Origin of the sequence: Sphingomonas telluris (assembly GCF_022568775.1) — a bacterium.
In the GTDB taxonomy this organism is placed as follows: Bacteria; Pseudomonadota; Alphaproteobacteria; order Sphingomonadales; family Sphingomonadaceae; genus Sphingomicrobium; species Sphingomicrobium telluris.
Map to the genome: position 1 here is coordinate 29367 of NZ_JAKZHW010000002.1, position 24771 is coordinate 54137.

A 24771-nucleotide genomic window follows, 5' to 3' on the forward strand; every position below is an offset into this window, starting at 1 on the left:
TGAGCGCTCTAGCAACCTTGCCGCGCTCGCCCGTCAGCCCCTATGCCGCGAACATGCGGCCGTTCGGACCCCCGCCCTCCGCCGAGGAGATGGAAGCACTGGCGCGGCGCGCCCTTTCCGCGCTGCCCGAGCCCTTCGCCGAACACCTCAACGACGTCGTACTTCTCATTGAGGATTTCGCCGATGATGAGACCCTCGACACGATGGGCATCGAGGATCCGTTCGACCTGACCGGCATCTACGAGGGGATCCCGATTACCGAGCGCAGCGTCGATCACAGCGGCACCCTGCCCGACCGCATTCGTCTCTTCCGACGTCCGATCCTGGACGAATGGGCCGGAAGCGAGGACACGCTCGAACATCTGATCGCGCACGTCCTGGTACATGAGGTCGGGCACCATTTCGGCCTATCGGACGAGGACATGCACGCGCTCGAGGAAGCCGTGGAGTGAGTTCGCTCCTGCGGTTCGAAGGCGTGACGTGCCGGCGCGGCGGACGCATCCTGTTCGAAGATCTTGATCTGGAGCTTCGGCAGGGAGAGGCGCTGCATCTTTCAGGACCCAACGGCAGCGGCAAGTCGAGCCTGTTACGCCTCGCCGCCGGTCTGCTCCATGCGGAGAACGGTGGAGTTCATCGCGGTAGCGTCGCGCTTGCAGACGAGCATTTGGCGCTCGACCGCGAGTTGCCGCTGGCCCGGGCGCTCAGCTTCTGGAGCGGGCAAGTGGATGAGGCGATCGACGCCATGGGCCTGCGCCGGCTCGAGGCGGTCCCCGTGCGCCTCCTGTCCACCGGCCAAGCCATGCGCGCGACACTGGCTAGGGTAGCCGCGTCAGACGCTGCGTTGTGGCTTCTCGATGAGCCGCTCAATGGCCTGGATGCGGACGGCGTCGAAAGGCTCGACGCGCTCGTTGCCGCGCATCTGGAGCGGGGAGGCGCAGTCCTCGCGGCCTCACATGGACCGCTCGGCGGGACCTGGTCCCGGATGGAGCTCAGCGCTTGATCGGAAAGCTGATCGCCCGCGACGTTCGGCGCGCGATCGGCGGTGCGGCGTGGCTGCCCGTCGGCTTCTTCCTCGTCGTCGCGACGCTCGTGCCGTTCGCGGTGGGTCCTGACGCCCGCCTGCTGGAACGCATTGCAGCCGGTGGTCTGTGGATCGCGGCGCTGACAGCGGCTCTCCTGCCGATCGAACGCCTCGTCGAGCCGGACAGGGCCAATGGAACGCTGGACCAACTCACCATCCACGGCGTCTCTGAAGAAGCGGTCGGCGCAGCCAAGGTGGTGGCGCACTGGCTGACCTTCGGGCCGCTCCTTCTCGTTGCTGCTTTGCCTGGATCCTTCATCCTCGGAATCGCGCCGGGCGCATTGGGGCGAACGCTGATTGCATTCGCCGTCGGCACGCCAGGGCTGGCCGCGCTGGCAGTCATGGTTGCCGCGTTGACAGCGGGACTTCCCCGCGCGGGCGCGTTGGCCGGTGTCCTGCTGCTGCCGCTGGCGGTTCCGCTCCTGATCTTCGGAGCCGCCGCGGCCGGCGACGCGACGTCCGGCGCGCTGCTCCTCGAAGCGGCGATTTCGCTTTTGCTGGTCGCCCTATCGCCCTTCGTCGTGGGCGCCGCGATCCGGGCGTCGAGGACCTAGCGCGACCAGCGCGCGAAGATTGCCGTCGGCAGCAGCAGCCCGCGCGCTTCCTCGCGTACGGCCATCTCACCGAGCTCCACCTTGCCACCGAGGTCCGAGAGCATCTGTTTGACCAACTCACCGATCGCGAGCGCGGACATCCGGACGGCATAGACGGTCAGCACGAGGAAGCGGCTATTCTCGTCGAGCAGCCTTCGACAATCCGCGAGCAGCGGCGCCAGATTTTCCTCCAGCCGCCACACCTCGCCGGTCGGCCCGCGTCCGAACTTCGGCGGATCGAGCAGGATACCGTCGTACCGCCGCTCGCGCCGCACCTCACGCGCGGTGAACTTGCTCGCATCATCCACGATCCAGCGGATGGGCTTGTCCGCGAGGCCTGAAAGCACGGCGTTCTCCTTGCCCTGCTCGACCGATTTCTTCGAGGCGTCGACATGGACCATGCGCGCGCCCGCTTCGCTGAGAAGGAGCGTTCCGACGCCGGTGTACCCGAACAGGTTGAGCACGTCGGCGTCGGTGGCGCGTTCCCGCATCCAGTCCCACTGCGGAGCCATGTCCGGGAAGAAGCCAAGGTGACGAAACGGAGTGAGCGATGCGTTGAAGCGGACCTTCCCTCGCGACAACTCCCATTGCCTCGGCACGGGGCGATGCTGGACCCAGCGCCCGCCGCCCTCTTCGTCCGATCCGGGAACGAAGGTCGCGTCGGCAGCCCAACTTTCCCTTGACGGGGCCCACATGGCCTGCGGTTCGGGCCGGACTACCGTGTGGGGGCCGTAGCGTTCGAGCTTCTCGCCGTTGCCGCTATCGATCAGGCCCCAGTCGCTCCAGGGCTCGGCGACCAGCGTTTCGAGGTTGCTCACGCGACTGCCGCCAGGCGCGCTCCCACCGAAGCGATGGCGATGCGGCCGTCCAGCAGCGATGCACCTGCGGCCTTCGCTGCTTCCGCATCCACGGCTCGAAGGTCGGCAAGCAGCTCTTCCAGCGGCACGATGCGGCCGAACACCTCGACCGAACGCGCCATCTGGTCCGCGCGTCCCTGAGGCGTTTCCATCGCCATCAGCATGCCGGCTTCCATCTGGGCGCGGGCGCGGCGTACCTCGACCTCGTCGAGGGTCTCGATAGCCTCGGCCAGGACGTTGCGCGCAAGGTTCATCGACTCCGCTGCCCGGGCGCGATCCGCGGCACAGCCGATCGTGACCATGCCCGTGTCGGCATAAGCCTGCTGCCAGGCGCCGACCGAATAGGCCATTCCGCGTTCCTCGCGCAGTTCCTGGAACAGCCGTGAGGATGTCCCGCCGCCCAAAGCCTGAACGAAGGTCGACAGCGCGGACATGCGCGGGTCGGACGCCTGCATTCCAGGCAGGCCAAGGCACCAGTGCGCCTGTTCCGACTGGCGGCGGTCGTTGCGCACTCCGCCGGTGAAATGAGCCGTTCCAATCGGCGTGCCGGATCTGTCTTCCATGTCGCCGAACAGGTGCTCCGCGAGCTTCAGCAACTCGTCGGCGTCCACCTTGCCGCTGGCGGCAAAGATCAGGCGCGACGGCACCAGCTCTCCAGCCATCCAGGCTACGCAGTCCTCGCGCGTGATCGCCTGAAGGCCTTCTTCGCGGCCGAGCACGGAGCGGCCGAGCGGCTGGTCCTTGAACGCCGCCTCGAAAAGGTGGTCGTGGACGAGATCGTCCGGGGAATCGAACGTCTCGCCAATCTCGGAAAGGATGACGTCCTTCTCACGCTCGAGATGGGTCTCGTCGAGGTGCGGCTCGCGGACCAAGTCGGCGATCAGCTCGGCAAGCAGAGCGGTGTCGCGGCCGAGCACGCGGCCGTGAAAAGTCGTCTGGTCGCGCGAGGTCCAGGCGTTCATGAAGCCGCCGACGTCCTCGATCGCTTCGGCAAGCTCGCGCGTGTTGCGCTTCCCGGCGCCCTTGAAAACCATGTGCTCGACAAGGTGGGCGAGACCACACAGATGCTCGGGTTCGGAACGCGAACCCACCATGGCGTAAAGGCCGAGCGACGCGCTCTCCGCGCCGGCGAGCGGATCGACGGCGACGGTCAGGCCATTGCCCAGGCGATGCATCACAGCGCTCACGCCCTCGTCTGCTCCTCTTTCTTCCACCTCAGCCGCAACGCCAGCACATAGATGATCGCCGCGATGGCGGCGAATGCGAACCACTGGATGGCATAGGACATGTGGTTGTTCGGTACGGAGCTGAGCGAGGGGGGTGCTACCGTCTCCAGTCCTGGCGGCGCGCTGCCCGCGACCAGCCGCATGCGCGATCGCGAATCCGGCGCGATGATCCCGCTCACCGGCCCGCCGCTCCAATTCACGGCCGCATTCGGATTCTTCGACCAGCCGACGGCGACGCTCATCCCAGGCCCTTCGGCGCCGGTTGTGCAGTCGACGATGTGGACGTAGCCGGGCTCGCCCGAGACGCCCTCGCCCGCGACGGTGCGCTTGCCGACCGGTCGCAGGCAGACGCCGGTCGCATGTCGGAACAAGGGCAACTGGTCGTCGGCCACGGGAAGCGTCGGCCACGCGATCGGCGGAAGCTTCTCGGCCTGCGCATAGCGGGCGATCAGGCTGTCCTTCCACTTAGCGCGCTGCAGCTGCCAGACACCGAGGCCGATCATCACCGCGATGGCGCCGATGACGAGGATCGTCGGAATGAGGGGGATACGCTTGCTCATGACGCGATCCTGCCTTCCGCCGCGCGGTGGCGATACTCTTGCGCGATCAGCCATGCCTTACCCGAGCGAAGGCCGCCGATGGTAAGGGCGAGGCCGACCGGCAGCCAGACGAGATGTACCCACCAAGGTGGCGAGGCAACCTGATCCACCACAACGGCCAGCACGGTGAGCACCGCGCCGACGATCAGGATCAGGAAAGCGGCTGGTCCGTCGCCGACGTTGAAGCTGTCGAAGTCGAGGCCGCACGCATTGCAGCGCGGCGCGAAACGAACCCAGCCGGCAAAGAGACGGCCCTGCCCGCACCGCGGGCAGAGGCCTTTGAGGGCAGCGACAAGAGGCGTGGGCTCTTTCACCCCGCCCAGGCCCGTCACCCGGCGTGCGGCGCGCCCCAGCCGCCCCACACGTAGATGGAGACGAACAGGAAGAGCCATACGACGTCGACGAAATGCCAGTACCAGGCGGCCGCTTCGAAGCCGAAGTGCTGCTTCGGCGTGAAGTCGCCCTTCCATGCGCGGATCAGGCAGACCGTCAGGAAGATGGTGCCGACAATCACGTGGAAGCCGTGGAAGCCGGTCGCCATGAAGAAGGTCGAACCGTAGATGGTGCCGCCGTTCGCCTGCTTGAACGCGAAGGGCGCGTGCATGTACTCGTACGCCTGGATGCTGGTGAACAGCACGCCGAGGAGCACGGTCATCAGCAGGCCGAGCTTCAGCCCTTCGCGATCACCGTGGATTAGCGAGTGGTGCGCGTAGGTCACCGTCGTGCCGGAGCACAGCAGGATCAAGGTGTTGAGCAGCGGGAAGCCGAACGGGTCGAGCACGTTCTGGCCCTTGGGCGGCCAGACTCCGCCGATCACTTCGGCGCTCGACGGGAACAACGACGCATCGAAATAGGCCCAGAACCAGGCGAGGAAGAACATCACCTCTGAGGCGATGAACAGGATCATGCCGTAGCGCAGATGAAGTTGAACGACCGGCGTGTGATACCCCTGGTGCGCTTCCTTGATCGTGTTGCCCCACCAACTGGCCATCGTAATGAGGACACCGATCAGGCCTGCGATGCAGACGAACGGTCCGAACCGGTTGTCGTGAAGCCACATCACCAGCCCGCCGAAGAGAGCGAACGCGGAGAAGGAGCCGATCAGCGGCCAGGGATCCGGATCTACGAGATGATAATCGTGGTTCTTCGTTGCGGCCATGCGCGGGGCTTTCCTCGTCTCGTTTGAATCGGCCTCTAGCGAGCCGTTGCGGGAGTTTCCACTGGGTAAAATGTATAGCTTAGAGTGATCTCGTCGATGTCCTTCGTATCCGGGTCATCCTTGATCTTCGGATCGACGTAAAACACGACGGGCATGTCGACGGATTGGCCGCCCTTCAGCGTCTGTTCGGTGAAGCAGAAGCACTCGATTTTCGAGAAGTAGGGGCCGGCCGTTTCCGGCGTCACGTTGAATACCGCCTGGCCCGTCGTGGTCCGCGCAGTCAGGTTCGTTGCACGATACAGGATCTGGGTCCGCGCACCCGGCGCGATCCGCACGGTTTCCTGGACCGGCTCGAACTTCCACGGCAGCGCGGCATTGATGTTGGCGTCGAAGCGGACACCGATCTGGCCCGCGACGGCGCCCGGCGCTCTTTCGGCCCGCAGCGGAGTGCCGTCGAAGCCGGTGAGCTGGCAGAAGGCGCGGTAGAGCGGGACGGCTGCGAAGGCCAAAGCCAGCATGCACGCTGCCACCAGCGCCATCATCCGCGCGGTGCGGACGTTGCGGCTTGCGACGGCCGTCACCTGTGCAGCCCGATTTTGGCGACCGTGATCAGGAACAGCAGGATCACGAACGCGCCGAGAAGCCAGGCCATCAGCCGCGCACGTTCGCGCTGCCGCTTGAGCAGTTCGTCTTCCGGCATCGGGTTCATGCGGCCATCCAGCGATCGAGGACAAGCGCTGCGAACAGCGCGAAAAGATAGAGGATGGAGAAAGCGAACAGGCGCCGCTCCGGCTTCATCCCGCTCGGCTCCGAAGCCCGATTGGCGAAGACGGCGACCGCCAGGGCGAGGAAAACGATGCTCAGGACGGCGGCTGCGATACCGTAGATCGCGCCCGTCAGGCTGAACGCCCACGGCGCCACGGCCGCGACCGCGACGGTCAGGCTATAGAGAAGGATCTGCAGCCGCGTGTTCTGGATGCCCGCGACCACCGGCAGCATCGGCACATTCGCAGCGGCGTAGTCCGACTTCACGAACAGCGACAGCGCCCAGAAATGCGGCGGCGTCCACAGGAAGATGATGGCGAACAGAAGCACGGGCAGCAGTTCGATCCGGCCCGTCGCGGCGACCCATCCGATCAGCGGCGGGAAGGCTCCGGCGGCTCCGCCGATGACGATGTTCTGGGCCGTCCGCCGCTTCAGCCAGACGGTGTAGACCAGCACATAGAAGAGGATCGAAACGGCCAGCAGCAGGGCAGCGAGATGATTAGTCGCGAGGTCCATAAGGACGACCGAGAAGACCGACAGGCCGACGCCGAAGTGCAATGCCGACTGCCGATCCATCCGCCGCGCGGGCAGCGGGCGATTGGCCGTGCGGCGCATCTTTGCGTCGAGGTCCGCTTCGTACCACTGGTTGAGCGCTCCCGCCGCGCCTGCACCCAGCGCAATGCACAGGATGGCGGTGAAGCCGAGAACGGGGGGCAGGCTTACCGGAGCCGCGAGTAGTCCGCACAGGCCGGTGAAGACCACCAGGCTCATGACGCGCGGCTTGGTCAGCGCGACGAGGTCGCGCCAGTCGGCGGGCAGGGTTGGTTGCGCGATCGAGGGAGTCATGACTCGCGCCGGGCTATAGAGGGGAGAAGCGGAGACTGGAACCCTCGGCGGCCATGGTTAGATTCGCAGAATGATGATCCGATTCGCCTTTGCGCTCAGCTTGTTGCTCGCCTCCCCCGTCGCAGCCCAGACCGCCCCGGCGGCACCGGCTCCGGCTGAAGACCAGGTCAAGGTCGCGCTCGACACCAGCGCGGGCCGCATCGTCCTCGCGCTGGACCGCGCCCATGCGCCCATCACGACCGCGAACTTCCTGAAATATGTCGATGCCGGCCGCTTCAACGGCGAGAGTTTCTACCGCGCAATGAAGTTCACTGACGGCGGCGGGATAATCCAGGGTGGCATCACCAGCGACGCCCGCAAGCTCTATCCGGCGATCAAGCACGAGCCGGTCAGCGAGACGGGCATCAGGCATGTCGCGGGGACGGTCTCGATGGCCGCCTTCTCTCCCGGCTCGGCTAAGGCCGACTTCTTCATCCTGACGACCGACATCCCGTCCTTTGACAAGAATTTCGCGGCGTTCGGCCACGTCGTCGAAGGGATGGACGTGGTGAAGTCGATCCTCGTCGCCCCGACGTCGCCGACGAAAGGCGAAGGTGTAATGCGCGGCCAGATGCTCGACCCGGTGGTGAAGATCACGAAGGCGACGCGCGTCGCCGGATAGGAGCTACGCGAGTGCTGGCTGGGCCGCGGCGCGCCGACGCCGCATCGCGAAACCGACCGCGCCGAACCCAAGCAGCATCATCGCCCAGGTTGCAGGCTCCGGAACGCCGCCGCTCGTGCTTCCACTGACGTAGCTGAACGCATTCACGCCCTCGATGTTGGGCGGGTCCTGCAAGAACTGCGTACTCCCAAGAAGGTACCCCATCTGGGTGCCAGCGGTGTCCGGTAGCGCCAGGGTCAGCGTTCCCTCGGAATCGAGGAAGCTCTGGCCGTGGATAAACTCGAACCGGATTTCGCCGGATGAAGCGTCGATCAGAAGATGGATGTAAGGCGTCGGGAAGCCGCCGCCGTCCAGCGAGCTGAGGAACGTTATCACCGCGATGTCCGTGCCGAAGTTCGGCTGCGTTTCGGGGAACGTTCCCGCGCTCATCGTCCCGAAGAAGGCGTCGTACGGGCCCGCCGTGCCGGTGTTGCCCGGCGCATAGAGCGGCGCGATCACCGGTACGCCGAAGGTCGTGAAGTCGGCGTTGGCGTCCACGCCGAGCGGGATCTCCTCGCCGAACGAGACAATCCCGCGATCGTAGATGTAGGCCTGGTCCGTGAGGCCGTTGCCGAAGTCGAAGCTGAATCCCAGCGATGTCCCGGTGCATGCAACACCGATCGTGCAGGGCGTGATCTCAGTTCCGATGTCGATGAACTGCCCCTGGTCGATCACCGTACGACGGGCCGATGCAGGAGCGGCGAGAAGGCTGGCCGAAAGGGCGACAGCAGCAATCAGAGAGAGAGCACGCCGCGACATTCTCATTCCTTCCGTGAGACGTGTGCAGGGGAGCGACTCGATTGATGTAAGTTTATCATTAACCAGGAGCAGATCGAAGCCGCCTCTCCCGCAAAATCAACGCGGCGGCATGTCTTCTTCCAGTACAGTCTGCGATCGGCCGGTGCTTCCGGCGTGCAGGGACTCCGGCGTGACGATGATCACGCTCCCTGGCCGGAGCGCCGCTCCGACGTCGTATCGAAACTTTTCCGGCGCCTCGAACCGCTTCGCTTCGGACTGGTCGACTTCCATGCTTTCGCCCGCTCCAGCGAACTGCAGCTTCAGCCAGTGCCTGCCGGTGGAGTCCCACGCGCGGAGCACGTAGGCCATCGGCCTGGTCTCGCCAGTTACGCGGACGGGAGCCGACCCGATCTCGATCCCGTTGCGCATGACCACGGCTTTTCCGTCCGCGACGCTGATGACCACGGACACGATGCTGTCCTCATGCGCCGGCGAGCGCTCCGGATGCCATTCATAGGGCGCGTTGGAGAGCGGCACGGTAGGCGTGGCGGCCGCCATGGTCGCGAGCGCCGGCGCATCCGATCCACTCGGCACGGCGGGGATGCTGGTGATGACGACCGTCATGCCCATCTCGGTCGCGCCGAACAGCAAGGTCGAGAAAGCATGAGGCAACCGGATGCAGCCATGGGAGGCCGGATATCCCGGCAGTTTGCCCGCATGGAGAGCGATCCCGCTCCACGTTAGGCGCTGCATGTTGGGCATGGGCGCATTGTTGTAGGTCTTCGAATAATGCTCCTTGCGCTTCTGCAGGATGGTGAAGACGCCGGTGGGAGTCTCGTTTCCGGCCTTTCCCGATGAGATGGTCGTCGCCGCGATGGGCACGCCGTTGCGGAACAGCACCGCCCGCTGCGTCTCCAGATTGACCACGAAGAGAGCCGGCCCCGTGGGGCTGAGCTCCGGCGCCCAGACATATTCGCCGTTCTTCAGCTGGCTGCCGACGGTCAGGATCGGACGATCGCCGCGCGCGACCTCCTGCGCCGATGCGGGGGCCGTCAGAAGGGCGGCGGAAGCGGTGCAGGCCAGCACCAGGGCAAGTCTCTTCATCGGGCGATGATTGCCGCGTGCCGTGAGGGAGTCAGTCGGGGTTTTCCCGAAGACACACCGCACAAACAAAAAACGCCCCGGCGCGAACCGGGGCGTTTCTGTCTCGTATCTCGAACCGCTTACTTGATGACCGGCAGGGTCGAGAACTGGTGGAACGGCGGCGGGCTGGACAGCGTCCATTCCAGCGTGGTGGCACCCTCGCCCCATGGATTGTCCGGAGCCTTCTTGCCGGCCGCGAGCGACCAGATCAGGTTGACGAAGAAGATCGCCATGCCCGCAATCGTGACCATGTAGCCGTAGGTCGCGATCTGGTTGAAGTGCGTGAACGCCGGCGTGTAGTCCGGGATACGCCGCGGCATGCCGTCCAGCCCAAGGAAGTGCATCGGGAAGAAGACCATGTTCACGCCGACGAACATGACGAAGAAGTGCAGCTTGCCGAGAAGCTCGTTGTACATCTTCCCACTCATCTTCGGGAACCAGTAGTAGAAGCCGGCGAAGATCGCGAACACCGCGCCGAGGCTGAGCACGTAGTGGAAGTGCGCAACCACGTAGTAGGTGTCGTGCATGTAGTTATCGACGCCGCCGTTCGCGAGCACGACGCCCGTAACGCCGCCGACCGTGAACAGGAAGATGAAGCCGATCGCCCACAGCATCGGGGTCTCGAACGTCAGCGAGCCGCCCCACATCGTGGCGATCCAGCTGAAGATCTTCACGCCGGTGGGAACCGCGATGATCATCGTCGCGGCGGTGAAGTACATCTTCACTTCCATGGAGAGGCCGACGGTGAACATGTGGTGGGCCCACACGACGAAGCCGACGACGCCGATGGCGACCATCGCATAGGCCATGCCGAGGTAGCCGAAGACCGGCTTACGGCTGAAGGTCGCGATGATCTGGCTGACCATGCCGAAGCCGGGCAGGATCATGATGTACACTTCGGGGTGGCCGAAGAACCAGAACAGGTGCTGGTAGAGCACAGGGTTACCGCCGCCCGAAGGATCGAAGAAGCTGGTGCCGAAGTTGCGGTCGGTCAGCAGCATCGTGATCGCACCGGCAAGGACCGGGAGCGCGAGAAGAAGCAGGAACACCGTCACCAGGATCGACCAGACGAATAGCGGCATCTTGTGCAGCGTCATGCCCGGTGCGCGCATGTTGAAGATGGTCGTGATGAAGTTGATCGCGCCGAGGATCGAGCTCGCACCCGCAAGGTGGAGCGAGAAGATCGCCATGTCGACCGCGGGCCCCGCGGAGCCTGTCGTTGATAGCGGTGCGTAGACCGTCCAGCCGGTACCCGCGCCGAGCCCCGTTCCACCCGACACAAAGGTCGAGCCGAGGAGCAGGAGGAAGGCCGGGACGAGCAGCCAGAAGCTGATGTTGTTCATGCGCGGGAACGCCATGTCCGGCGCGCCGATCATCAGCGGAACGAACCAATTGCCGAAGCCGCCGATCATCGCCGGCATGACCATGAAGAAGACCATGATCAGGCCGTGCGCGGTGATCAGCACGTTCCAGTGGTGCGTCCATTCGTCGAAGTTCGCGGTGCCGGCGCCGATCGGCCAGGCGCGGTTAAGGACCTGGATGCCCGGCTCCATCAGCTCCCAGCGCATGATGCCGGAGATGCCGCCGCCGATGATGCCCGCGATGATCGCGAAGATCAGGTAGAGCGTGCCGATGTCCTTGTGGTTCGTCGACATGAACCAGCGGGTGAAAAAGCCCGGCTTGTGATCGGCATCGTGATGCGCGTCATGCGCCTCGTGCGACTTCAGCGGGAGGGTGTCAGCGGTCGTTGCCATTGGCTCTCGTTCCGATCGTAAGCTTTAACGCGCCGCGGGCTGAGCGGCTGCAGGTGTCGTGGTGGCAGGCGCCGCGGCCGGCGTCGGCGCAGGCGTTGCGGCGGCCGCGGGAGCTGCGGCAGGCTGCGCACCCGGCATGGTCCCGCCCTTGGCAGCGATCCACTGCGCATATTTCTCAGGTGAAACGACCTCGACGACGATGGGCATGTAGCCATGGCGCGCGCCGCAAAGCTCGGTGCACTGGCCGAAGTAGACGCCCGGACGGTCGACCTTAGCCCAGATCTGGTTCACCTGACCCGGGTTGGCGTCGATCTTGCTATAGAAGGCAGGCACCCAGAAGGCGTGGATCACGTCGTTCGAGGTAACCAGGAACTTCACCACCTTGCCGGCCGGGAGGACCATGCGCTCGTCGACCGCGAGCAGCGGCGGCCCGTCCGCGTCGGTGCGGAAGCGCTCGCCGGGCTTCACGTCCTTCTGCTCCTTGAGCAGGTTGGAGACGATCTCGAACCCGCCGTTGTCGGGATAGGAGTAGGTCCAGAACCACTGGTTGCCGGTGACCTTCACCGTCACGTCGGCCTTGGGGAAGGTGTACTGCGTGCGCAGCAGCCGCATCGACGGAATGGCGATGGCGACGAGGATGACGACAGGAACGAGCGTCCAGGCCACCTCGAGCCACGTATTGTGCGACGTGCGCGACGGCGTCGGGTTCGCTCCGCGTCGATAACGGACGATGGTCCAGCCGAGGAGCACCAGGACGAACAGGCTGATCACGGCGCAAAGCAGGAGGAGCCAGTTATTGTGGAAGCTGGCGGCCGTGCGTCCAACCTCAGTCACCTGCTCCTGGATGCCCGTGCCCGCCTTGATCGGCATACCGATGCTGCTTTCCGGCAGCGCATGGCCGACGCCCGTCTCCGTCGTCGTCACCGCAGCCGGATTGGCCTTGTCGGGAGTCGACGGGGCCGGCGCATTCGCGGCGGCCGGCGACTGCGGTCCGGGCTGAGCGGACGCGGGCTGAGCGGCCTGCGTCTGCGCAGCCGTCGGCTGGGCAGCTTGCGGAGCTTGCGCTGCTGCGGGTGTAAGGCCGGCGGCAGCGAGGGCGAGTGCCCATGCAATCAGTTTCATTTTCACCCCGGTGACTTGGGTATGGGACTGGAGCACCAGAGAGGGACCCCCTGAATCAGCGGCCTTATAGGCATGGCTTTTCGCTCTCTCAAGCGCCTCATCTACAGGTGTTGAAGGGCGTGCCCCAGCGGCCTATTCACGCGGTCGTTCAGGAAGAGGATCGCCAATGACCGACGAGGACGTGCTGGCCGAATTCAGGGCCGCGGACGCGCTGCTCGAGGGCCATTTCATCCTGTCGTCGGGCCTGCGCAGCCCCCGGTATCTGCAATGCGCGCGGCTGCTGATGGACCCCGCTCGGGCGGAGCGGATCGCCCGCGCGCTCGCCGCACGGATTCCGGAACAGACGCGCAATGCGATCGACATCGTCGTCTCGCCGGCGATGGGCGGCGTCATCATCGGCCATGAAATGGGCCGCGCGCTCGGCAAACCGGCCGTTTTCGTCGAGCGGCCGCAAGGCACGTTCGAGCTGCGCCGTGGCTTCCGCCTCGATCCGGGCAACAAGGTCCTGATGGTCGAGGACGTCGTGACGACCGGGCTCTCGTCCCGCGAGGCGATCAATGCGATCGAAGGAGCCGGCGGCGAGGTCATCGCCGCCGCGTCCATCGTCGACCGCTCCGGCGGGACGGCGGACCTCGGCGTCCCCTACACCTCGCTGATCCGCATCGACGTGCCGACATACGAAGCGGACAAGGTCCCGCCCGAGCTCGCGGCAATTCCGGCGGTCAAGCCCGGGAGCCGCGCGGCCGCGTGACTGGCAAGCTCCGTCCGAATTTGCTCAGAATGGGCGTCAACATCGATCACGTCGCGACCATCCGGAACGCGCGCGGGGGCGATCATCCCGACCCGGTGCGCGCCGCAGTCCTGGCCGCCGAAGCTGGTGCTGACGGCATCACCGCGCATCTTCGCGAGGACCGTCGCCACATCACCGACCGCGACATCGACCGGCTGATGGCGGAGATCGACCTGCCGCTGAATCTGGAGATGGCCGCAACGGAGGAAATGCTGGCGATCGCGCTTCGCCATAAGCCGCACGCGGCCTGCATCGTCCCGGAGCACCGCGAGGAGCGCACCACCGAAGGAGGGCTCGACGCCGCGGGGCAGCACAACCACCTCGCGTACTTCACCGATAAGCTCGGTGCTGCGGGCATCCGCGTCAGCCTGTTCATCGAGCCGTCCGAGCGTCAGGTCGAAGCCGCATTGCGGCTCGGCGCGCCGGTCGTCGAGTTCCACACCGGGCGCTACGCCCATGTGGAGCGCGAAGTCCGTGCAGCGGAGCTCAAGCGGATCGCGGATTGCGCCGCGCTGGCCGTGAAGAACGGTATCGAGCCGCACGCCGGCCATGGCCTGACCTTCGACAATGTCGTGCCGGTCGCGGCCATTCCGCAGATTGCGGAGCTCAACATCGGCCACTTCCTCATCGGCGAGGCGATCTTCACGGGCCTCGACGCCAGCGTCCGCCGCATGCGCGAACTGATGGACCAGGCGCGGTGATCGTCGGCATCGGATCCGACCTCTGCAACATCGAGCGGATCGAGAATTCGCTGAAGCGGTTCGGTGACCGTTTCCTCAACCGCGTCTTCACCGACGTCGAGCGGCGAAAAGCAGCTTCCCGCCCGCACACCATCGCCGGCACGCTCGCCAAGCGCTTCGCCGCGAAGGAGGCCTTCTCCAAGGCGGTCGGCACCGGCTTCAAGCGCGGCGTCTACATGAAGGACATCGGCGTCGTTAATGCGCCGTCAGGGGCGCCGACATTACAACTCGCGGGCGGAGCAAAGGCGCGGCTTGACGCTCTTGCGCCGGAAGGCCACGCCATCGACATCCATTTGACCATGACCGACGATTATCCTTGGGCGCAGGCCTTCGTTATCCTGGCCGCCCGCAAGCTGGAGCCCTGATTGACCGATACTGTTCCCGAAGCGAGCGCCGACCCGGTGGTCGCGCCGCCGGTCGAAAAGAAGGAAAGCCACGGCTCCGCCATCTGGCGCGAGGTGAAGGGACTGCTGTGGGTGCTCGTTGCGGTGCTGCTGTTCCACAGCTTCGTCGCCAAGCCGTTCTACATCCCGTCCGAATCCATGATGCCTGCATTGCTCAAGGGCGACCGGCTGGTCGTCAGCAAGTATCCGTACGGCTGGTCCTGGGTGTCCCCTAGCTTCCACGTCTTCCCGCACTGGGATGGACGCCTGCTTGGCAAGATGCCGGAACGCGGCGACATCGTCATCGTCACTCCGCCGGGCCAAAGCGACGACTATATCAAGCGGGTCATCGGCCTTCCCGGCGACACCATCGAGGTGCGCGACGGCCGCCTCGTCATCAACGGCAAACCCGTGAAGTCGGAGCGCCGCGCGCCGGTGATGGTGCCGGTCGACGCCAACGTCCCGTGCGGCATCGAATTCTCAGGCTTTCAGGTGGAGACTGCCGACGGCAAGGCCTTCTGCCGTCTGCCGATCGTCCGTGAGACGCTGCCGAACGGCGTCACCTACGACACGATCGACCTCGGCCAGAGTCCGGGCGACAATTACGGCCCGATCACCGTTCCCGCCGATCACCTCTTCCTGATGGGCGACAATCGCGACCGGAGCGCCGACAGCCGGTTCGATCTGGGTCCGCCCGAGAACGGCCTCGGCGGTCCGGTGCCGTGGGAGAATATTGGCGGGAGGGCCGAGTTCATCACCTTCTCGCTCGATGGAACGGGGCAGGTCCTGAACCCGCTCAGCTGGTTCGAGGCGCTTCGCTCCGGCCGCGCCGGGACCTCGCTAAGAGGTCACAAGGAGTAAGCGTGGCCCGGCCGCCGACGACCGAACCGCACGTCGAGCGACCAGGCCCCGCCGAATTCCGCGACCCTCTCGTTCGCCGCGAGCTTCAGAAGGCGGCGGTCTGGTTCGGCCTCGCACTCCTGATTGTCGGCGTCATTGTCCTCGCTCAGCCGCTCCTCCTGATTGTCGGCGGCATGATCTTCGCCGTATTCCTCGATGGTGGCGCCCGTCTCCTCGGTCGAGTGCTTCCGATCCGGCGCGGCCTCCGCCTCCTGCTCGTCCTCATCCTCGGCTTCGGCTTCCTGGCCTGGGTCATCTGGTTCGCGGGCACCACCATTGCTGCCCAGTTCGAAGCCCTGCGCGGCGTGGTGACCCTGCAGTTCAACCGATTGATGGAGTTCGCGGCGTCGCTGGGGCTGATCCCCAAGGGGCCGCCGACGAATCTCGGGTCGCAGCTGCTGGGGTCGGTCGGCCGCCTGACGAGCGCGGTAGGCAGCGCCATCGGCGCCCTGACTAGCGTCATCCTGATGATCGTCATCGGAATCTTCTTGGCGATCGAGCCGCGCATCTACGACCGCGGCATTGCGTGGATGCTGCCGATCCGCCATCGGGAGCGCTTCTACCGGATAGCCGCACACGTCGGCTTCACGCTGCGCCGCCTGCTCTTCGGGCGCCTGCTCGGCATGGTCTTCGAAGGTGTGTTCACGTGGATCATGCTGTCGCTGGGAGGCGTGCCGATGGCCGCGCTGCTCGGCCTCATTACCGGCCTGTTGGCCTTCATCCCCAATATCGGCGCGATCACCTCGGGCGTGCTGATGGTGGCAGTCGGATTCAGTGCCGGCCCGCATCAAGGCCTGTGGGCGATCTTCGTCTACTTCTTCGTTCAGAACGTCGACGGCTATCTGGTCATCCCGTACATCGCCCGGCGGACGGTGGACCTCGCGCCGGCCATCGTGCTCGCCATGCAACTGCTGATGGGCGCTTTGTTCGGGCTCCTCGGCGTCCTGTTCGCCGACCCAATTCTAGCAACGCTGAAGGTCATGCTCGTCGATCTCAGCGGCGCGCACGCCGAGGATGAAGGCGAAACTCCCGAGGTCGTCGGGAAGAAGCCGAAACCGGCCTAGTTTACTGCTGCGGCTGGGGCTGAGCCTCAGGTTGAGGCGGCAGTTGCGCTTCGGGCTGCGGCTGGCCTTCCGGCGGAGCGGCCTGAGGCTCGCCGCCAGCGCCCGGAGCGCCGGCCATCAGCGCGGCGTTGGGCACGATCTGGACGATGTGCACGTCGAAATCGAGGTCGGCATTCGGTCCGAACGGGCTGCCCGGCGGCGGGTTCTCGCCATAGGCTTCCTTGCCCGGGATATGGATCTTGTACTTGCCGCCCTTCTGCATCTTCGAAAGGGCTTCAGCGAAGCCGGGGATCACCTGGCCCGCAATCATCGGCTGCGGACCGCCGTGGCGGGCGCTGTCGTCGAACACGGTTCCGTCGGGCAGGCGGCCCTCATATTCGACCATCACGCCGTCCTGCGCCTGGATGAAGGGGCCTTCGCCCGCCTTCACCGTGCGGATGACCACGCCGGTAGGCGTCGTCTCGCCGCGCAGCGGGCTTGCGCCCAGCCACGCCACGGCAACGCCAGCTACGATGACGGCAAGCAGAGCCAGCCAGGTTTTCAGGCCGCGCCCTCTGTGCTCGGGGCGGTTAGCGGTCTCACTAACGGACATGCTCGTCGCCCCGTGTTCTGGAGTAAAGCTTAACGCGAACCTTCGCGCTCGGCGCGCTTGCGCTCGAGCTTGCGGGCGCGGCGGATGGCAGCGGCACGCTCCCGCGCACGCTTTTCCGACGGCTTCTCATAATGGCGGCGCAGCTTCATCTCGCGATAGACGCCTTCACGCTGCAGCTTCTTCTTCAGTGCGCGAAGCGCCTGGTCGACGTTGTTGTCGCGAACGATGATCTGCATAAATGCCCTGTCGAAACTCCGAATTTTGCTGTTGCGGCCAGAACGACCGAATCGTTCCGCCCAATACATCTCGCCCGGCGCAGCAGGGCTGTGTCGGGGCGCGGCCTTTAGCAGCGTCCCCAGAGGCATGCAAGGCGATTCCCGGGCGATGAACCGTTCAGTCCTGCGGTGAAACGAGTTCTTGGCACGATAAGCTAAATATCTGCATAGTCTCGGTTATCGGCGATTAACCTTCCCAATGGTACAAGGCCCGCTTCATCGAGAGTGGGGAAGTAATGGGGTTGAATCGAAGGGAAGTCCTGCGTTGGGGGGCTGTTGGTGCTGCGGGGGCAATGCTCTCGTCGGCCGCGAGCTCGGTTGGGCTCCCATCCATCGTTTATGCGCCGCCGCCGGTTCCGAAGGATCCGCTTGCGCCGCTCGTCCCGGCTCAGCCGGCGCCTTACGGTGTCGACCAGCGCCTGTTCGAGAAGGCCAAGGCTGCGCTCGATTCACACCGTTATCAGGCCCGCGCGCGCGACGTGATCGGCATCGTCGATTTCTCGAAGCCGTCGAGCGAACCCCGTTTCCACGTCGTCGACCTCATGAATGGCTCGGTCGAAAGCCACATGGTCGCGCATGGCCGCGGCTCCGATCCCGATCATTCCGGCTTCGTCGAGCGCTTCTCGAACGAGTTCGGTTCCTACGCGACTTCGAACGGCACTTACGTCACCGGCGATTATTACGACGGCAAGTACGGCCTTTCGATGAAGGTCGCAGGCCTGGATTGGACCAACAACAATGCCGAGGCGCGCGCCATCGTCATCCACAACGCCTGGTATGCCGAGCCCGACATGATCGCGGCCCACGGCAAGCTCGGCCGCTCAGAAGGCTGCTTCGCCTTCAGCCGAAAGAGCCAATGGGACGTGATGCGGAAGCTGGCCGGCGGCCGCATGATCTACGCGGACAAGCTCGCCTAGGAGCACCGGACAGAATCAGCAGAGGGCCCCGGAAGCGATTCCGGGGCCTTTTCTTTTGCGCTAACGGTCGGCGGCCATGGACCCGCTGAACGTCTCCATTCCCGTCGGCGAGGATGAGGTGTCCGGATTGTTGCTTCGGCCCCCGAACGCACGGGCGCTGTATCTCTTCGCTCATGGCGCCGGCACCAACATGACTCACCGCTCGTTGGCCTCGAATGCGGCAGGTCTCGCGGAGCGCGGCATCGCCACCCTGCGCTACAACTTCCTTTACACGGAGAAGGGCGGGAAGCGCCCTGACCCCCCGAGGCTCGCCCATACGGCAGTTCGAGCTGCCGCGGCGAGGGCCGCCGAACTTGCGGGAGACCTGCCGCTGTTTGCGGGCGGACGCTCTTTCGGAGGGCGGATGACTTCACAGACTCAGGCGGAGGAGCCGTTGCCCAATGTCCGCGGTCTCGCTTTCCTCGGCTTTCCTCTGCACCCCGCAGGCAAGCCAGGCGTCGATCGGGCGGACCATCTGACGAACGTCCGCGTGCCGATGCTCTTCATCTCGGGGACCCGCGATGCGCTCGCGGAACTCGACCTTCTGCAGCCGGTGATCGCGAGGCTGGGCGGTCGCACCAGCCTCCACCTCGTCGATGAGGCCGACCATTCGTTCAAGGTCGCCGCCAAGAGCGGCCGAACCAATGCCGAAGCCGAAGCCGAAGCGCTCGATGCGCTCGCGAACTGGGCAATCCTACTAGCGAACTAGCGCGAAGCGACCTTGTCCTTGGGCTTGGCGGCCGACTTGGGAGCCCTGGGCATGTCGTTCAGGGCCGCCAGGACCTTGCCGTCCTTCTTGTAGATGTCGGCATAGTCCTTGATCGATCCGTCCGCGAGCGCGGCCGACGACATGTAGACGATGTAGACCGGCAGCGGCTTCGGGAAGTTCGCCTGGATCGTCTTGCGGCTGGCGACCGTCTCGCGAACTCTCTCGGGCGTCCAGATCGTAGTGCCCTCGGGGGCGGTTGCCGGATCCGGGGCGCCCTCCGTCAGCAGCCGCTCGGCGAGCAGCATGATGTGCTCGGTGCGGATGCAGCCGTGGCTGTAGGCACGCGCCTTGGCATCGAACAGGCTCTTTGCGGTCGTGTCGTGCAGATAGATGTTCTGCGGATTGTACATCACGAACTTGATCTGCCCGAGCGCGTTGCGCGGCCCCGGCGGCTGCCGCCAGCGCAGAAGCTTTCCGTCTGGGCTCTTGAGCGCGACGTAGCCCGGCTTGCCCGCGACCTCTTTCGAGATGCTGGGCGGCACTTCCCACCAAGGGTTGAGGATCACGCCGACGGCGTTCGCCATCAGCTGCGGGGTCGGCGTCTTCACCGCCCCCGACACCGCGCGGTGGCGCGAAACCGTGACGCCGTTCTCGACCAGCGCCGCCGTATAGGCCGGCACGTTCACGATGATGTAGCGCTCCCCAAGATCGCGCGGCAGCCAGCGCCAGCGGTCCATGTTGAGGCGGATGCGGTCGACCTTCGCAGTCTCGGTCTTCGGCGTCACCTCCAGCGCATGCCGGAGCGCCAGATATTGCGGATGCGTCGGCAGCAGTCCCGTGAGCGCCTCGCCAACGCGGTGCGTGGCCAGCGATGCGCGGAGGAGCTGGTCCTGACGAGCGGCATCGAGGTCCGGGTCCGGAATATGCCAGTTCTGCCGGTCGTCACCGCGCACGTGGCCTAGCGCCAGGTCCGACGACAGCTTGTTGAACCGCTCGGTCGCGGCCGCAGATAGCTGCACCGGATCGTTCGTGCGCATCGCAGCGATCAGCCCGGCAGCATCATAATCGATCGGGTCGAGCCCCTCCTTCGCCGACGTCAGGATCGTCATCAGGAGCTGGTTAGCATCCGCGGCGGTCCAGAGGGGCGGCGGTGGCGGAGGAGGAGGAGGCAGTGCCGGCTGCGGCTGCGCTTGCGGGACGGCCCCCTGCGGGGCGGGCTGCGCGACTGGCGGCGACGCTGGAGTCGGCTGGACCGGAGTTGCCGCCACCGGCGCCCTCACGGGCTGCGTCGGCTGCGCAAGCGCCAGGCCGGCCGGAAGCGCCGCGAGCGCAGTGAACATCAGGATGCTTTTCGACCCCACTCTTACCACCTCAAGAAAATCCCGTGTTTTGAGACGAGTAGCTGCGCCTTGGCACGGGCGGGATGCATGGTTCACCCATACACATGCTAAACTAGCGGTGCCAGTGACGCCGGAGCAACAGTTAGGTTGCTTCTGCAGTCCGGGCGACACGAATCCTTAAGTCCCGGGCATTTAGCCTTGGTTTCGACGTGAGTTGGAGTGGGAACGTCATGCTTCATGGGTCGATGATACCGCGCAACGTGCGGCGAATGTTCGACGAACGGGCCGAGCCTCGCGAAGAGGTGGAATCGCAGACGGCGGTGCTGGAGCTTCGTGGCCGCAAGCACATGGTTCGCATCGCCAACGTATCGCCGTCGGGAGCTATGGTAATCTTTTCCCTCATGCCGCATATCGGTGAAGGGGTTGTACTGCATTTGCTCGGCCGCGGCCGGGTCTATGGAACGGTGTGTTGGGTGCGCGACGGACGTATTGGCGTGAACTTTGCCGCGGCTGGAGAGTAGCGGCTCATGGAGATGAGTTTTTCCATGATTAAGGCGCGCATCGGCGAGACCTCGGATGTCGAGGAAAGGCGGCGGGAGTCGCGCGTTCCGGTAGAACTCGAGGCGCGCGTAAGAGAACTGGGTGCGGAGGGCGTCGAAGCGCGGGTCCTCAATATTTCCGAACGCGGCTTCATGGCCGAGACCGACGGCGAATTCGTGGTCGGCACGCGTGTCTGGCTGATGCTGCCCGGGAAGGAGCGCGTAAACGCGCTCGTCAAATGGGTCGCGGGAGACCGGATCGGCGCGGAATTCTCGGAACCGGTCCCAGTCGAAAACATCCACTCAGACGACTAACCGCCTGCAGGCCGCCGCTCGCAGGACACTTCCTGCCGTTCCCCACGTTCTTGTTAACTCACTGAAGTTAACGGCAGTTCTCGTCGTTGCATGCAACCGCGCTTCCTTTCGCTCGTTAGGCGCTGTCGAAAGGAAGAGTATATGCCGACGGACTCAGTCAGCTATTTGACCGGCAGAGGCTATCACGCCGTCTATCGCGAGCACGAAGTCAACCATTGCCCAGGCTGCGGCCGCACGCACTGGCTGATCGGCCGCATGTCCGCCGAATGCGCATTCTGCGCGACCGCTCTTCCGCTCGCCGAGGCGAGCATGCGCTCGCATAACGCTCCGGTCATCATCCAGCACAAGAACCGGCACCACGACCGGGCTTGGGCGGCCTAGCCTAGGAAGGCTTCCGCCTTATCGGCACCGGTGCATTGCACAGGTCGACGCCGCCCGCCGGACGGATGAAGAAATCGTCGTTCCGATTGGCGCGGCCGCGCAGGTAGGCCGCAAAGGTCGCGCTGTTCGTGTCCATGACCTGGAAGGCCGGACGCTCCGCCGCCGGGATCTCGCTTCCGAGCCGCACCATGGAGATCGGCACGTTCTGCCTCTCGGACTTGTAAAAGCCGAGCGCCTCCGTTCCGCGGGGCAGCGAACTCATCCGCTCAATGCCTTCGATCACTCGTCCGACGACGGCGATGTTCCTGTCGAGGTGTCGTGGCGCATGGCCGATCACGGCATATAGCTCACCTCCGGTGCCGGTGTCTGGGGAGAGGTCGCGCCCCACACCCACATAGCCATAGCAGTGCGTAAGGTTGGCGGTCCCCGCCTTGGCGTCGTAGCCAACCGGCCAACCCGACGCGTAGCCCGCCTGCGGCGCATAGTCGTCGGGATAGCCGAGCGGCCTGACCGTGAGGCCTTTTAGCGCCCGATGATATTCCGCCGGCGGCTTGGCCACGACGCCGGTCGGGAGAGGCTTCTTGCCCTCGTTGTTTCCCCACTGGACGACGTAATTGTCCTGGACGCGGTAGATGGTCGAGCCGGTCCACCAGCTGCCTTTCGCCAACGCCCGTATGTTCGCCACGTGGACCGGTGCGAATTCTGGAGCGAGCTGGATGACCACACGTCCGCCGCTGCCGAGATCCATCACCAGCAGATCGTCGGGGTCGATGTCGCGCCACACGCTGGCGGGGGCCTGCGCGACGATCTCCGAGGGCGTCTTCGGCTTCTGTGGAGGAGCGGCCCCGATCAGCACAGCCGCGGACAGCAACAGCAACGCTCGCATCGACACCTCCCCCTTGCGAATGGCCCGGTCTAGCCGACGATTGCGCGTGCGGCTATCGGCGCAACCATGCACATTGCCACTTTGATGCTCCTCGGCTCGGGCGAGCTCGGCCGAGAATTCGCCATCGCCGCCAAGCGCCTCGGATGCCGCGTCGTCGCTTGCGACCGCTACGAGAATGCGCCGGCCATGCAGGTCTCCGACGCATTCGAGGTGTTCTCGATGCTCGACGGCAAGGCGCTGCGCAGGGCCGTGGAGAAGCACAAGCCGGACGTCATCATCCCCGAGATCGAGGCCATCGACACGGCGACGGTTGCGAAGCTCGAAAGCGAGGGCTGGCGGGTCGCTCCCTCCGCCAAGGCTGTGCAGCTGACCATGAACCGCGACGGCATCCGCGAGTTCGCCGCCCGCGAGCTGAACCTCATCACGTCGAAATATCGCTTCGCGGAATCGCGCGAGGAAGCTCTGGCGGCGGTCGAATATGTCGGCCTGCCCTGCGTCGTGAAGCCGGTCATGTCGAGCTCCGGCAAGGGCCAGAGCACGGCGAAGACCGCTGAGGAAGTCGGGGCTGCGTGGGACTATGCCGTCGCGAACATGCGCGGCGATCGTCCCCGCGTGATCCTCGAGGAATTCATTGCGTTCGACAGCGAGATCACCTTGCTGACGGTCGCGACCGAGGCCGGCGTCCTGTTCTGCTCGCCGATCGGTCACCGACAGGAGGCCGGCGATTATCGCGAGAGCTGGCAGCCGGCCGCGATCCCCGACGAGGCCCTGCTTTCGGCGCGCCGCCAAGCCCGCAAGGTGGTCGAAGCGCTCGGCGGCTACGGCATTTTCGGCGTCGAGTTCTTCATCAAGGGCGAGCAGGCGATCTTCTCCGAGCTCAGCCCCCGCCCGCACGACACGGGCATGGTGACGCTGATCACGCAGTTCCCGAACGAGTTCGAGCTGCACCTGCGTGCCGTGCTCGGCCTCCCGGTGCCGGCGATCGAGCATATGCGCGCGGGCGCGTCGGCGGTGATCCTGGCCGACCGCGAAAGCATCGACTTCAGTTTCGAGGGCGTCGCCGAAGCGCTCTCGCGCGGACGACCCGGAGCGCCGGTGGACCTGCGCCTGTTCTGCAAACCGAACACGCTCAAGAACCGCCGCATGGGCGTCGCCCTTGCTGGAGCGAAGGACGTCGAGGATGCGCTGGCAACGGCCAAGGCTGCCGCCGCCGCCGTCCGGATCCGCTACGCCGAGTAGAACCGACCGGGCGCTGCGTTGTTGTAGCTGTTGAAGGAGAAGAGGCGATGCGAGCGTTTATCCTGGTCCCGATCGCCCTGATCGCCGCCACGGCGGCTTGCGGCGACCCCACTCCGCGCGGGCAGCCGCAGCAAACCAAGTCCATCCAGGTCCGCAGCGCCGAGCAGAATGCGATGCACAAGCTCAGCCCGATGAACCAGAAGATCGCACTTCGCCGCGCGATCTATGACAGCGGCAGCGCCTGCCGCACGGTCACCAAGGCCGGCTACGTCCAGGAATATGGGAACCTCTCGATGTGGACCGCCAGCTGCAATAGTGGGCGGAGCTTCGCCATTTTCGTCGGGCCGGACGGGTCAGCCCAGGTGCGCGACTGCCGGGAGATGGAACCGCTGAAGCTTCCTGCCTGCGTCATCAAAGGCGAAGCCAAGCCGGCGGCCGGTTAGTCGCAGCGGCGGCTTTCCTTATATTCGCCCGACGCAGTCTTTTCCTTGACCGTCACACAGCTTCCCTGACGCGATTCCTCGCGCCAGCTGCCGTCCGAATTGACGATTCGATTGCCGCCCTTGGGGACGCGCTTGCCGTCGCGAATCTCGTAGTTCCAGTTCTTCGGCGTGGATTGCGCCTGCGCACTGCCACCTGCGGCCTGAGCGTATGCGGCACCCGCAAAGCCGGCGCCGATCAAGGCGACCGCGGCCATCAGGGCTCGTTTCGACACAGGCATCATCCGCAACTCCTCATTCCCTGCCTAAAATGGGAGAGGTGAACCGAGAGTGAAAGATGAATTGCGACGAATCCGCGCCGAATCGCCGCGGAAGTCCCAAGTTCCAGCAATGTTGGAGGGGCTTGGCCCCGCCGGGCGAGCTTAGCCCTGGCGAGCCTTGAAGCGCCGGTTCGTCTTGTTGATGACGTACGTGCGGCCACGCCGGCGGATCACGCGGCAATCGCGGTGGCGCGACTTGAGCGACTTCAAGCTGTTGCGGATCTTCATGGCGCGCGCCTGTCTCTTCGTCTTATCTGGTCAAAATAAAGGAAGGCCGCCCGCAGGGGCAGCCGCTCGCGGGCCGCTTAAGCGAGATTCG

34 protein-coding genes are annotated in these 24771 nt (G+C 65.2%); 16 read left to right on the plus strand and 18 right to left on the minus strand.

The genetic code is table 11. The annotated features are described in order from the left end of the window. Positions 1–53 precede the first annotated feature (53 nt). From LZ016_RS11070 to LZ016_RS11080, 3 genes are read left to right on the plus strand one after another with little or no spacing between them, the layout of a single operon-like run. Positions 54–452, plus strand: coding sequence for a metallopeptidase family protein (locus tag LZ016_RS11070; protein ID WP_241448356.1), 399 nt, complete (start codon positions 54–56; stop codon positions 450–452). After that, a complete protein-coding gene (ccmA, locus tag LZ016_RS11075; protein WP_241447538.1) occupies positions 449–1000 on the plus strand; it encodes a heme ABC exporter ATP-binding protein CcmA in 552 nt (183 codons plus the stop codon). Before LZ016_RS11070 ends, ccmA begins: the two co-directional genes overlap by 4 nt. After that, positions 997–1635, plus strand: coding sequence for a heme exporter protein CcmB (locus LZ016_RS11080; protein ID WP_241447539.1), 639 nt, complete (start codon positions 997–999; stop codon positions 1633–1635). The genes ccmA and LZ016_RS11080 overlap by 4 nt, the downstream gene beginning before the upstream one ends. On the opposite strand, the gene LZ016_RS11085 is transcribed toward LZ016_RS11080, so the two are convergent. The 8 genes from LZ016_RS11085 to LZ016_RS11115 are packed head-to-tail and all read right to left on the minus strand — an operon-like array spanning position 1632 to position 7126. After that, a complete protein-coding gene (locus tag LZ016_RS11085) occupies positions 1632–2492 on the minus strand; it encodes a class I SAM-dependent methyltransferase (RefSeq protein ID WP_241447540.1) in 861 nt (286 codons plus the stop codon). The genes LZ016_RS11080 and LZ016_RS11085 overlap by 4 nt on opposite strands. Next, the gene (locus LZ016_RS11090) at positions 2489–3718 is read right to left on the minus strand and encodes a M16 family metallopeptidase (RefSeq protein ID WP_241447541.1); all 1230 of its coding nucleotides are present in this window, start codon (positions 3716–3718) and stop codon (positions 2489–2491) included. Before LZ016_RS11090 ends, LZ016_RS11085 begins: the two co-directional genes overlap by 4 nt. Beyond that, positions 3715–4317, minus strand: a complete 603-nt coding sequence (locus tag LZ016_RS11095; protein ID WP_241447542.1) for an SURF1 family cytochrome oxidase biogenesis protein — start codon at positions 4315–4317, stop codon at positions 3715–3717. Before LZ016_RS11095 ends, LZ016_RS11090 begins: the two co-directional genes overlap by 4 nt. Next, complete coding sequence (locus LZ016_RS11100) at positions 4314–4670, minus strand: DUF983 domain-containing protein (protein WP_241447543.1); 357 nt, start codon at positions 4668–4670, stop codon at positions 4314–4316. Before LZ016_RS11100 ends, LZ016_RS11095 begins: the two co-directional genes overlap by 4 nt. A gap of 14 nt (positions 4671–4684) precedes the next feature. Next, on the minus strand, positions 4685–5515 hold the full coding sequence (locus LZ016_RS11105) for a cytochrome c oxidase subunit 3 (RefSeq protein WP_241447544.1): 831 nt from the start codon (positions 5513–5515) through the stop codon (positions 4685–4687). 35 nt (positions 5516–5550) lie between these two features. Then, positions 5551–6096 (minus strand): cytochrome c oxidase assembly protein, encoded by a 546-nt coding sequence (locus tag LZ016_RS11110; RefSeq protein WP_241447545.1) that lies wholly within the window; start codon positions 6094–6096, stop codon positions 5551–5553. Further along, complete coding sequence (locus LZ016_RS15560) at positions 6093–6224, minus strand: cytochrome c oxidase system small membrane protein (protein WP_277622767.1); 132 nt, start codon at positions 6222–6224, stop codon at positions 6093–6095. Before LZ016_RS15560 ends, LZ016_RS11110 begins: the two co-directional genes overlap by 4 nt. Next, on the minus strand, positions 6221–7126 hold the full coding sequence (locus LZ016_RS11115) for a heme o synthase (protein WP_241447546.1): 906 nt from the start codon (positions 7124–7126) through the stop codon (positions 6221–6223). The genes LZ016_RS15560 and LZ016_RS11115 overlap by 4 nt, the downstream gene beginning before the upstream one ends. 70 nt (positions 7127–7196) lie before the next feature. On the opposite strand from LZ016_RS11115, the gene LZ016_RS11120 reads away from it, so the two are divergent. Further along, entirely contained in the window at positions 7197–7787 is a 591-nt protein-coding gene (locus tag LZ016_RS11120; RefSeq protein ID WP_241447547.1) for a peptidylprolyl isomerase, read from the plus strand. 3 nt (positions 7788–7790) lie between these two features. Here LZ016_RS11120 and LZ016_RS11125 read toward each other — a convergent pair whose 3' ends face one another. The 4 genes from LZ016_RS11125 to coxB form a co-directional block, all read right to left on the minus strand. After that, positions 7791–8585: a PEPxxWA-CTERM sorting domain-containing protein gene (locus LZ016_RS11125; protein WP_241447548.1), complete on the minus strand. Its 795-nt coding sequence runs from the start codon at positions 8583–8585 to the stop codon at positions 7791–7793. 96 nt (positions 8586–8681) lie between these two features. Next, positions 8682–9668, minus strand: a complete 987-nt coding sequence (locus tag LZ016_RS11130; RefSeq protein ID WP_241447549.1) for a L,D-transpeptidase family protein — start codon at positions 9666–9668, stop codon at positions 8682–8684. Between the two features lie 119 nt (positions 9669–9787). Then, a complete protein-coding gene (gene ctaD, locus LZ016_RS11135; protein ID WP_241447550.1) occupies positions 9788–11461 on the minus strand; it encodes a cytochrome c oxidase subunit I in 1674 nt (557 codons plus the stop codon). 24 nt (positions 11462–11485) lie between these two features. Further along, complete coding sequence (gene coxB, locus LZ016_RS11140) at positions 11486–12583, minus strand: cytochrome c oxidase subunit II (protein ID WP_241447551.1); 1098 nt, start codon at positions 12581–12583, stop codon at positions 11486–11488. 166 nt (positions 12584–12749) lie between these two features. Here coxB and pyrE point away from each other — a divergent pair, with 166 nt between their 5' ends. From pyrE to LZ016_RS11165, 5 genes are read left to right on the plus strand one after another with little or no spacing between them, the layout of a single operon-like run. After that, a complete protein-coding gene (gene pyrE / locus LZ016_RS11145) occupies positions 12750–13334 on the plus strand; it encodes an orotate phosphoribosyltransferase (RefSeq protein WP_241447552.1) in 585 nt (194 codons plus the stop codon). 29 nt (positions 13335–13363) lie between these two features. After that, complete coding sequence (locus tag LZ016_RS11150; RefSeq protein WP_241448357.1) at positions 13364–14074, plus strand: pyridoxine 5'-phosphate synthase; 711 nt, start codon at positions 13364–13366, stop codon at positions 14072–14074. Then, positions 14071–14478, plus strand: coding sequence for a holo-ACP synthase (acpS, locus tag LZ016_RS11155; RefSeq protein ID WP_241447553.1), 408 nt, complete (start codon positions 14071–14073; stop codon positions 14476–14478). Before LZ016_RS11150 ends, acpS begins: the two co-directional genes overlap by 4 nt. Then, positions 14479–15357: a signal peptidase I gene (gene lepB / locus LZ016_RS11160; RefSeq protein WP_277622768.1), complete on the plus strand. Its 879-nt coding sequence runs from the start codon at positions 14479–14481 to the stop codon at positions 15355–15357. 2 nt (positions 15358–15359) lie between these two features. Further along, positions 15360–16460, plus strand: a complete 1101-nt coding sequence (locus LZ016_RS11165; protein ID WP_241447554.1) for an AI-2E family transporter — start codon at positions 15360–15362, stop codon at positions 16458–16460. A gap of 1 nt (position 16461) precedes the next feature. Here the strand turns inward: LZ016_RS11165 and LZ016_RS11170 are convergent, their stop codons facing one another. Both LZ016_RS11170 and rpsU read right to left on the minus strand, forming a co-directional pair. Then, positions 16462–17052, minus strand: a complete 591-nt coding sequence (locus LZ016_RS11170) for an FKBP-type peptidyl-prolyl cis-trans isomerase (RefSeq protein WP_241447555.1) — start codon at positions 17050–17052, stop codon at positions 16462–16464. A gap of 29 nt (positions 17053–17081) precedes the next feature. Then, positions 17082–17288, minus strand: a complete 207-nt coding sequence (gene rpsU / locus LZ016_RS11175) for a 30S ribosomal protein S21 (protein WP_187478788.1) — start codon at positions 17286–17288, stop codon at positions 17082–17084. A 332-nt stretch (positions 17289–17620) separates the two neighbouring features. On the opposite strand from rpsU, the gene LZ016_RS11180 reads away from it, so the two are divergent. Continuing rightward, the gene (locus tag LZ016_RS11180; RefSeq protein ID WP_241447556.1) at positions 17621–18244 is read left to right on the plus strand and encodes a murein L,D-transpeptidase catalytic domain family protein; all 624 of its coding nucleotides are present in this window, start codon (positions 17621–17623) and stop codon (positions 18242–18244) included. Positions 18245–18320: 76 nt separating this feature from the next. Next, entirely contained in the window at positions 18321–18992 is a 672-nt protein-coding gene (locus LZ016_RS11185; protein ID WP_241447557.1) for an alpha/beta hydrolase family protein, read from the plus strand. Here LZ016_RS11185 and LZ016_RS11190 read toward each other — a convergent pair. Continuing rightward, positions 18989–20353, minus strand: a complete 1365-nt coding sequence (locus tag LZ016_RS11190; protein ID WP_241447558.1) for a L,D-transpeptidase family protein — start codon at positions 20351–20353, stop codon at positions 18989–18991. The two genes, LZ016_RS11185 and LZ016_RS11190, sit on opposite strands and share 4 nt — an antisense overlap. Before the next feature lie 248 nt (positions 20354–20601). On the opposite strand from LZ016_RS11190, the gene LZ016_RS11195 reads away from it, so the two are divergent. The 3 genes from LZ016_RS11195 to LZ016_RS11205 all read left to right on the plus strand — a co-directional run bounded on the left by LZ016_RS11195 (position 20602) and on the right by LZ016_RS11205 (position 21567). Further along, positions 20602–20853 (plus strand): PilZ domain-containing protein, encoded by a 252-nt coding sequence (locus tag LZ016_RS11195; protein WP_241447559.1) that lies wholly within the window; start codon positions 20602–20604, stop codon positions 20851–20853. A 24-nt stretch (positions 20854–20877) separates the two neighbouring features. Then, positions 20878–21186 (plus strand): PilZ domain-containing protein, encoded by a 309-nt coding sequence (locus LZ016_RS11200; protein ID WP_241447560.1) that lies wholly within the window; start codon positions 20878–20880, stop codon positions 21184–21186. Positions 21187–21327: 141 nt separating this feature from the next. Next, complete coding sequence (locus LZ016_RS11205; protein WP_241447561.1) at positions 21328–21567, plus strand: hypothetical protein; 240 nt, start codon at positions 21328–21330, stop codon at positions 21565–21567. 1 nt (position 21568) lies between these two features. Here LZ016_RS11205 and LZ016_RS11210 read toward each other — a convergent pair whose 3' ends face one another. After that, complete coding sequence (locus LZ016_RS11210; protein WP_241447562.1) at positions 21569–22453, minus strand: peptidylprolyl isomerase; 885 nt, start codon at positions 22451–22453, stop codon at positions 21569–21571. Positions 22454–22519: 66 nt separating this feature from the next. Here LZ016_RS11210 and purT point away from each other — a divergent pair, with 66 nt between their 5' ends. After that, positions 22520–23692 (plus strand): formate-dependent phosphoribosylglycinamide formyltransferase, encoded by a 1173-nt coding sequence (gene purT / locus LZ016_RS11215; protein WP_241447563.1) that lies wholly within the window; start codon positions 22520–22522, stop codon positions 23690–23692. 47 nt (positions 23693–23739) lie between these two features. Next, entirely contained in the window at positions 23740–24135 is a 396-nt protein-coding gene (locus LZ016_RS11220; RefSeq protein ID WP_241447564.1) for a hypothetical protein, read from the plus strand. Here LZ016_RS11220 and LZ016_RS11225 read toward each other — a convergent pair. Together LZ016_RS11225 and ykgO are read right to left on the minus strand one after the other, a co-directional pair. Beyond that, on the minus strand, positions 24132–24416 hold the full coding sequence (locus LZ016_RS11225; protein ID WP_241447565.1) for a hypothetical protein: 285 nt from the start codon (positions 24414–24416) through the stop codon (positions 24132–24134). The two genes, LZ016_RS11220 and LZ016_RS11225, sit on opposite strands and share 4 nt — an antisense overlap. Before the next feature lie 138 nt (positions 24417–24554). Continuing rightward, positions 24555–24680, minus strand: coding sequence for a type B 50S ribosomal protein L36 (ykgO, locus tag LZ016_RS11230; protein WP_006833921.1), 126 nt, complete (start codon positions 24678–24680; stop codon positions 24555–24557). Between the last annotated feature and the right edge of the window lie 91 nt (positions 24681–24771).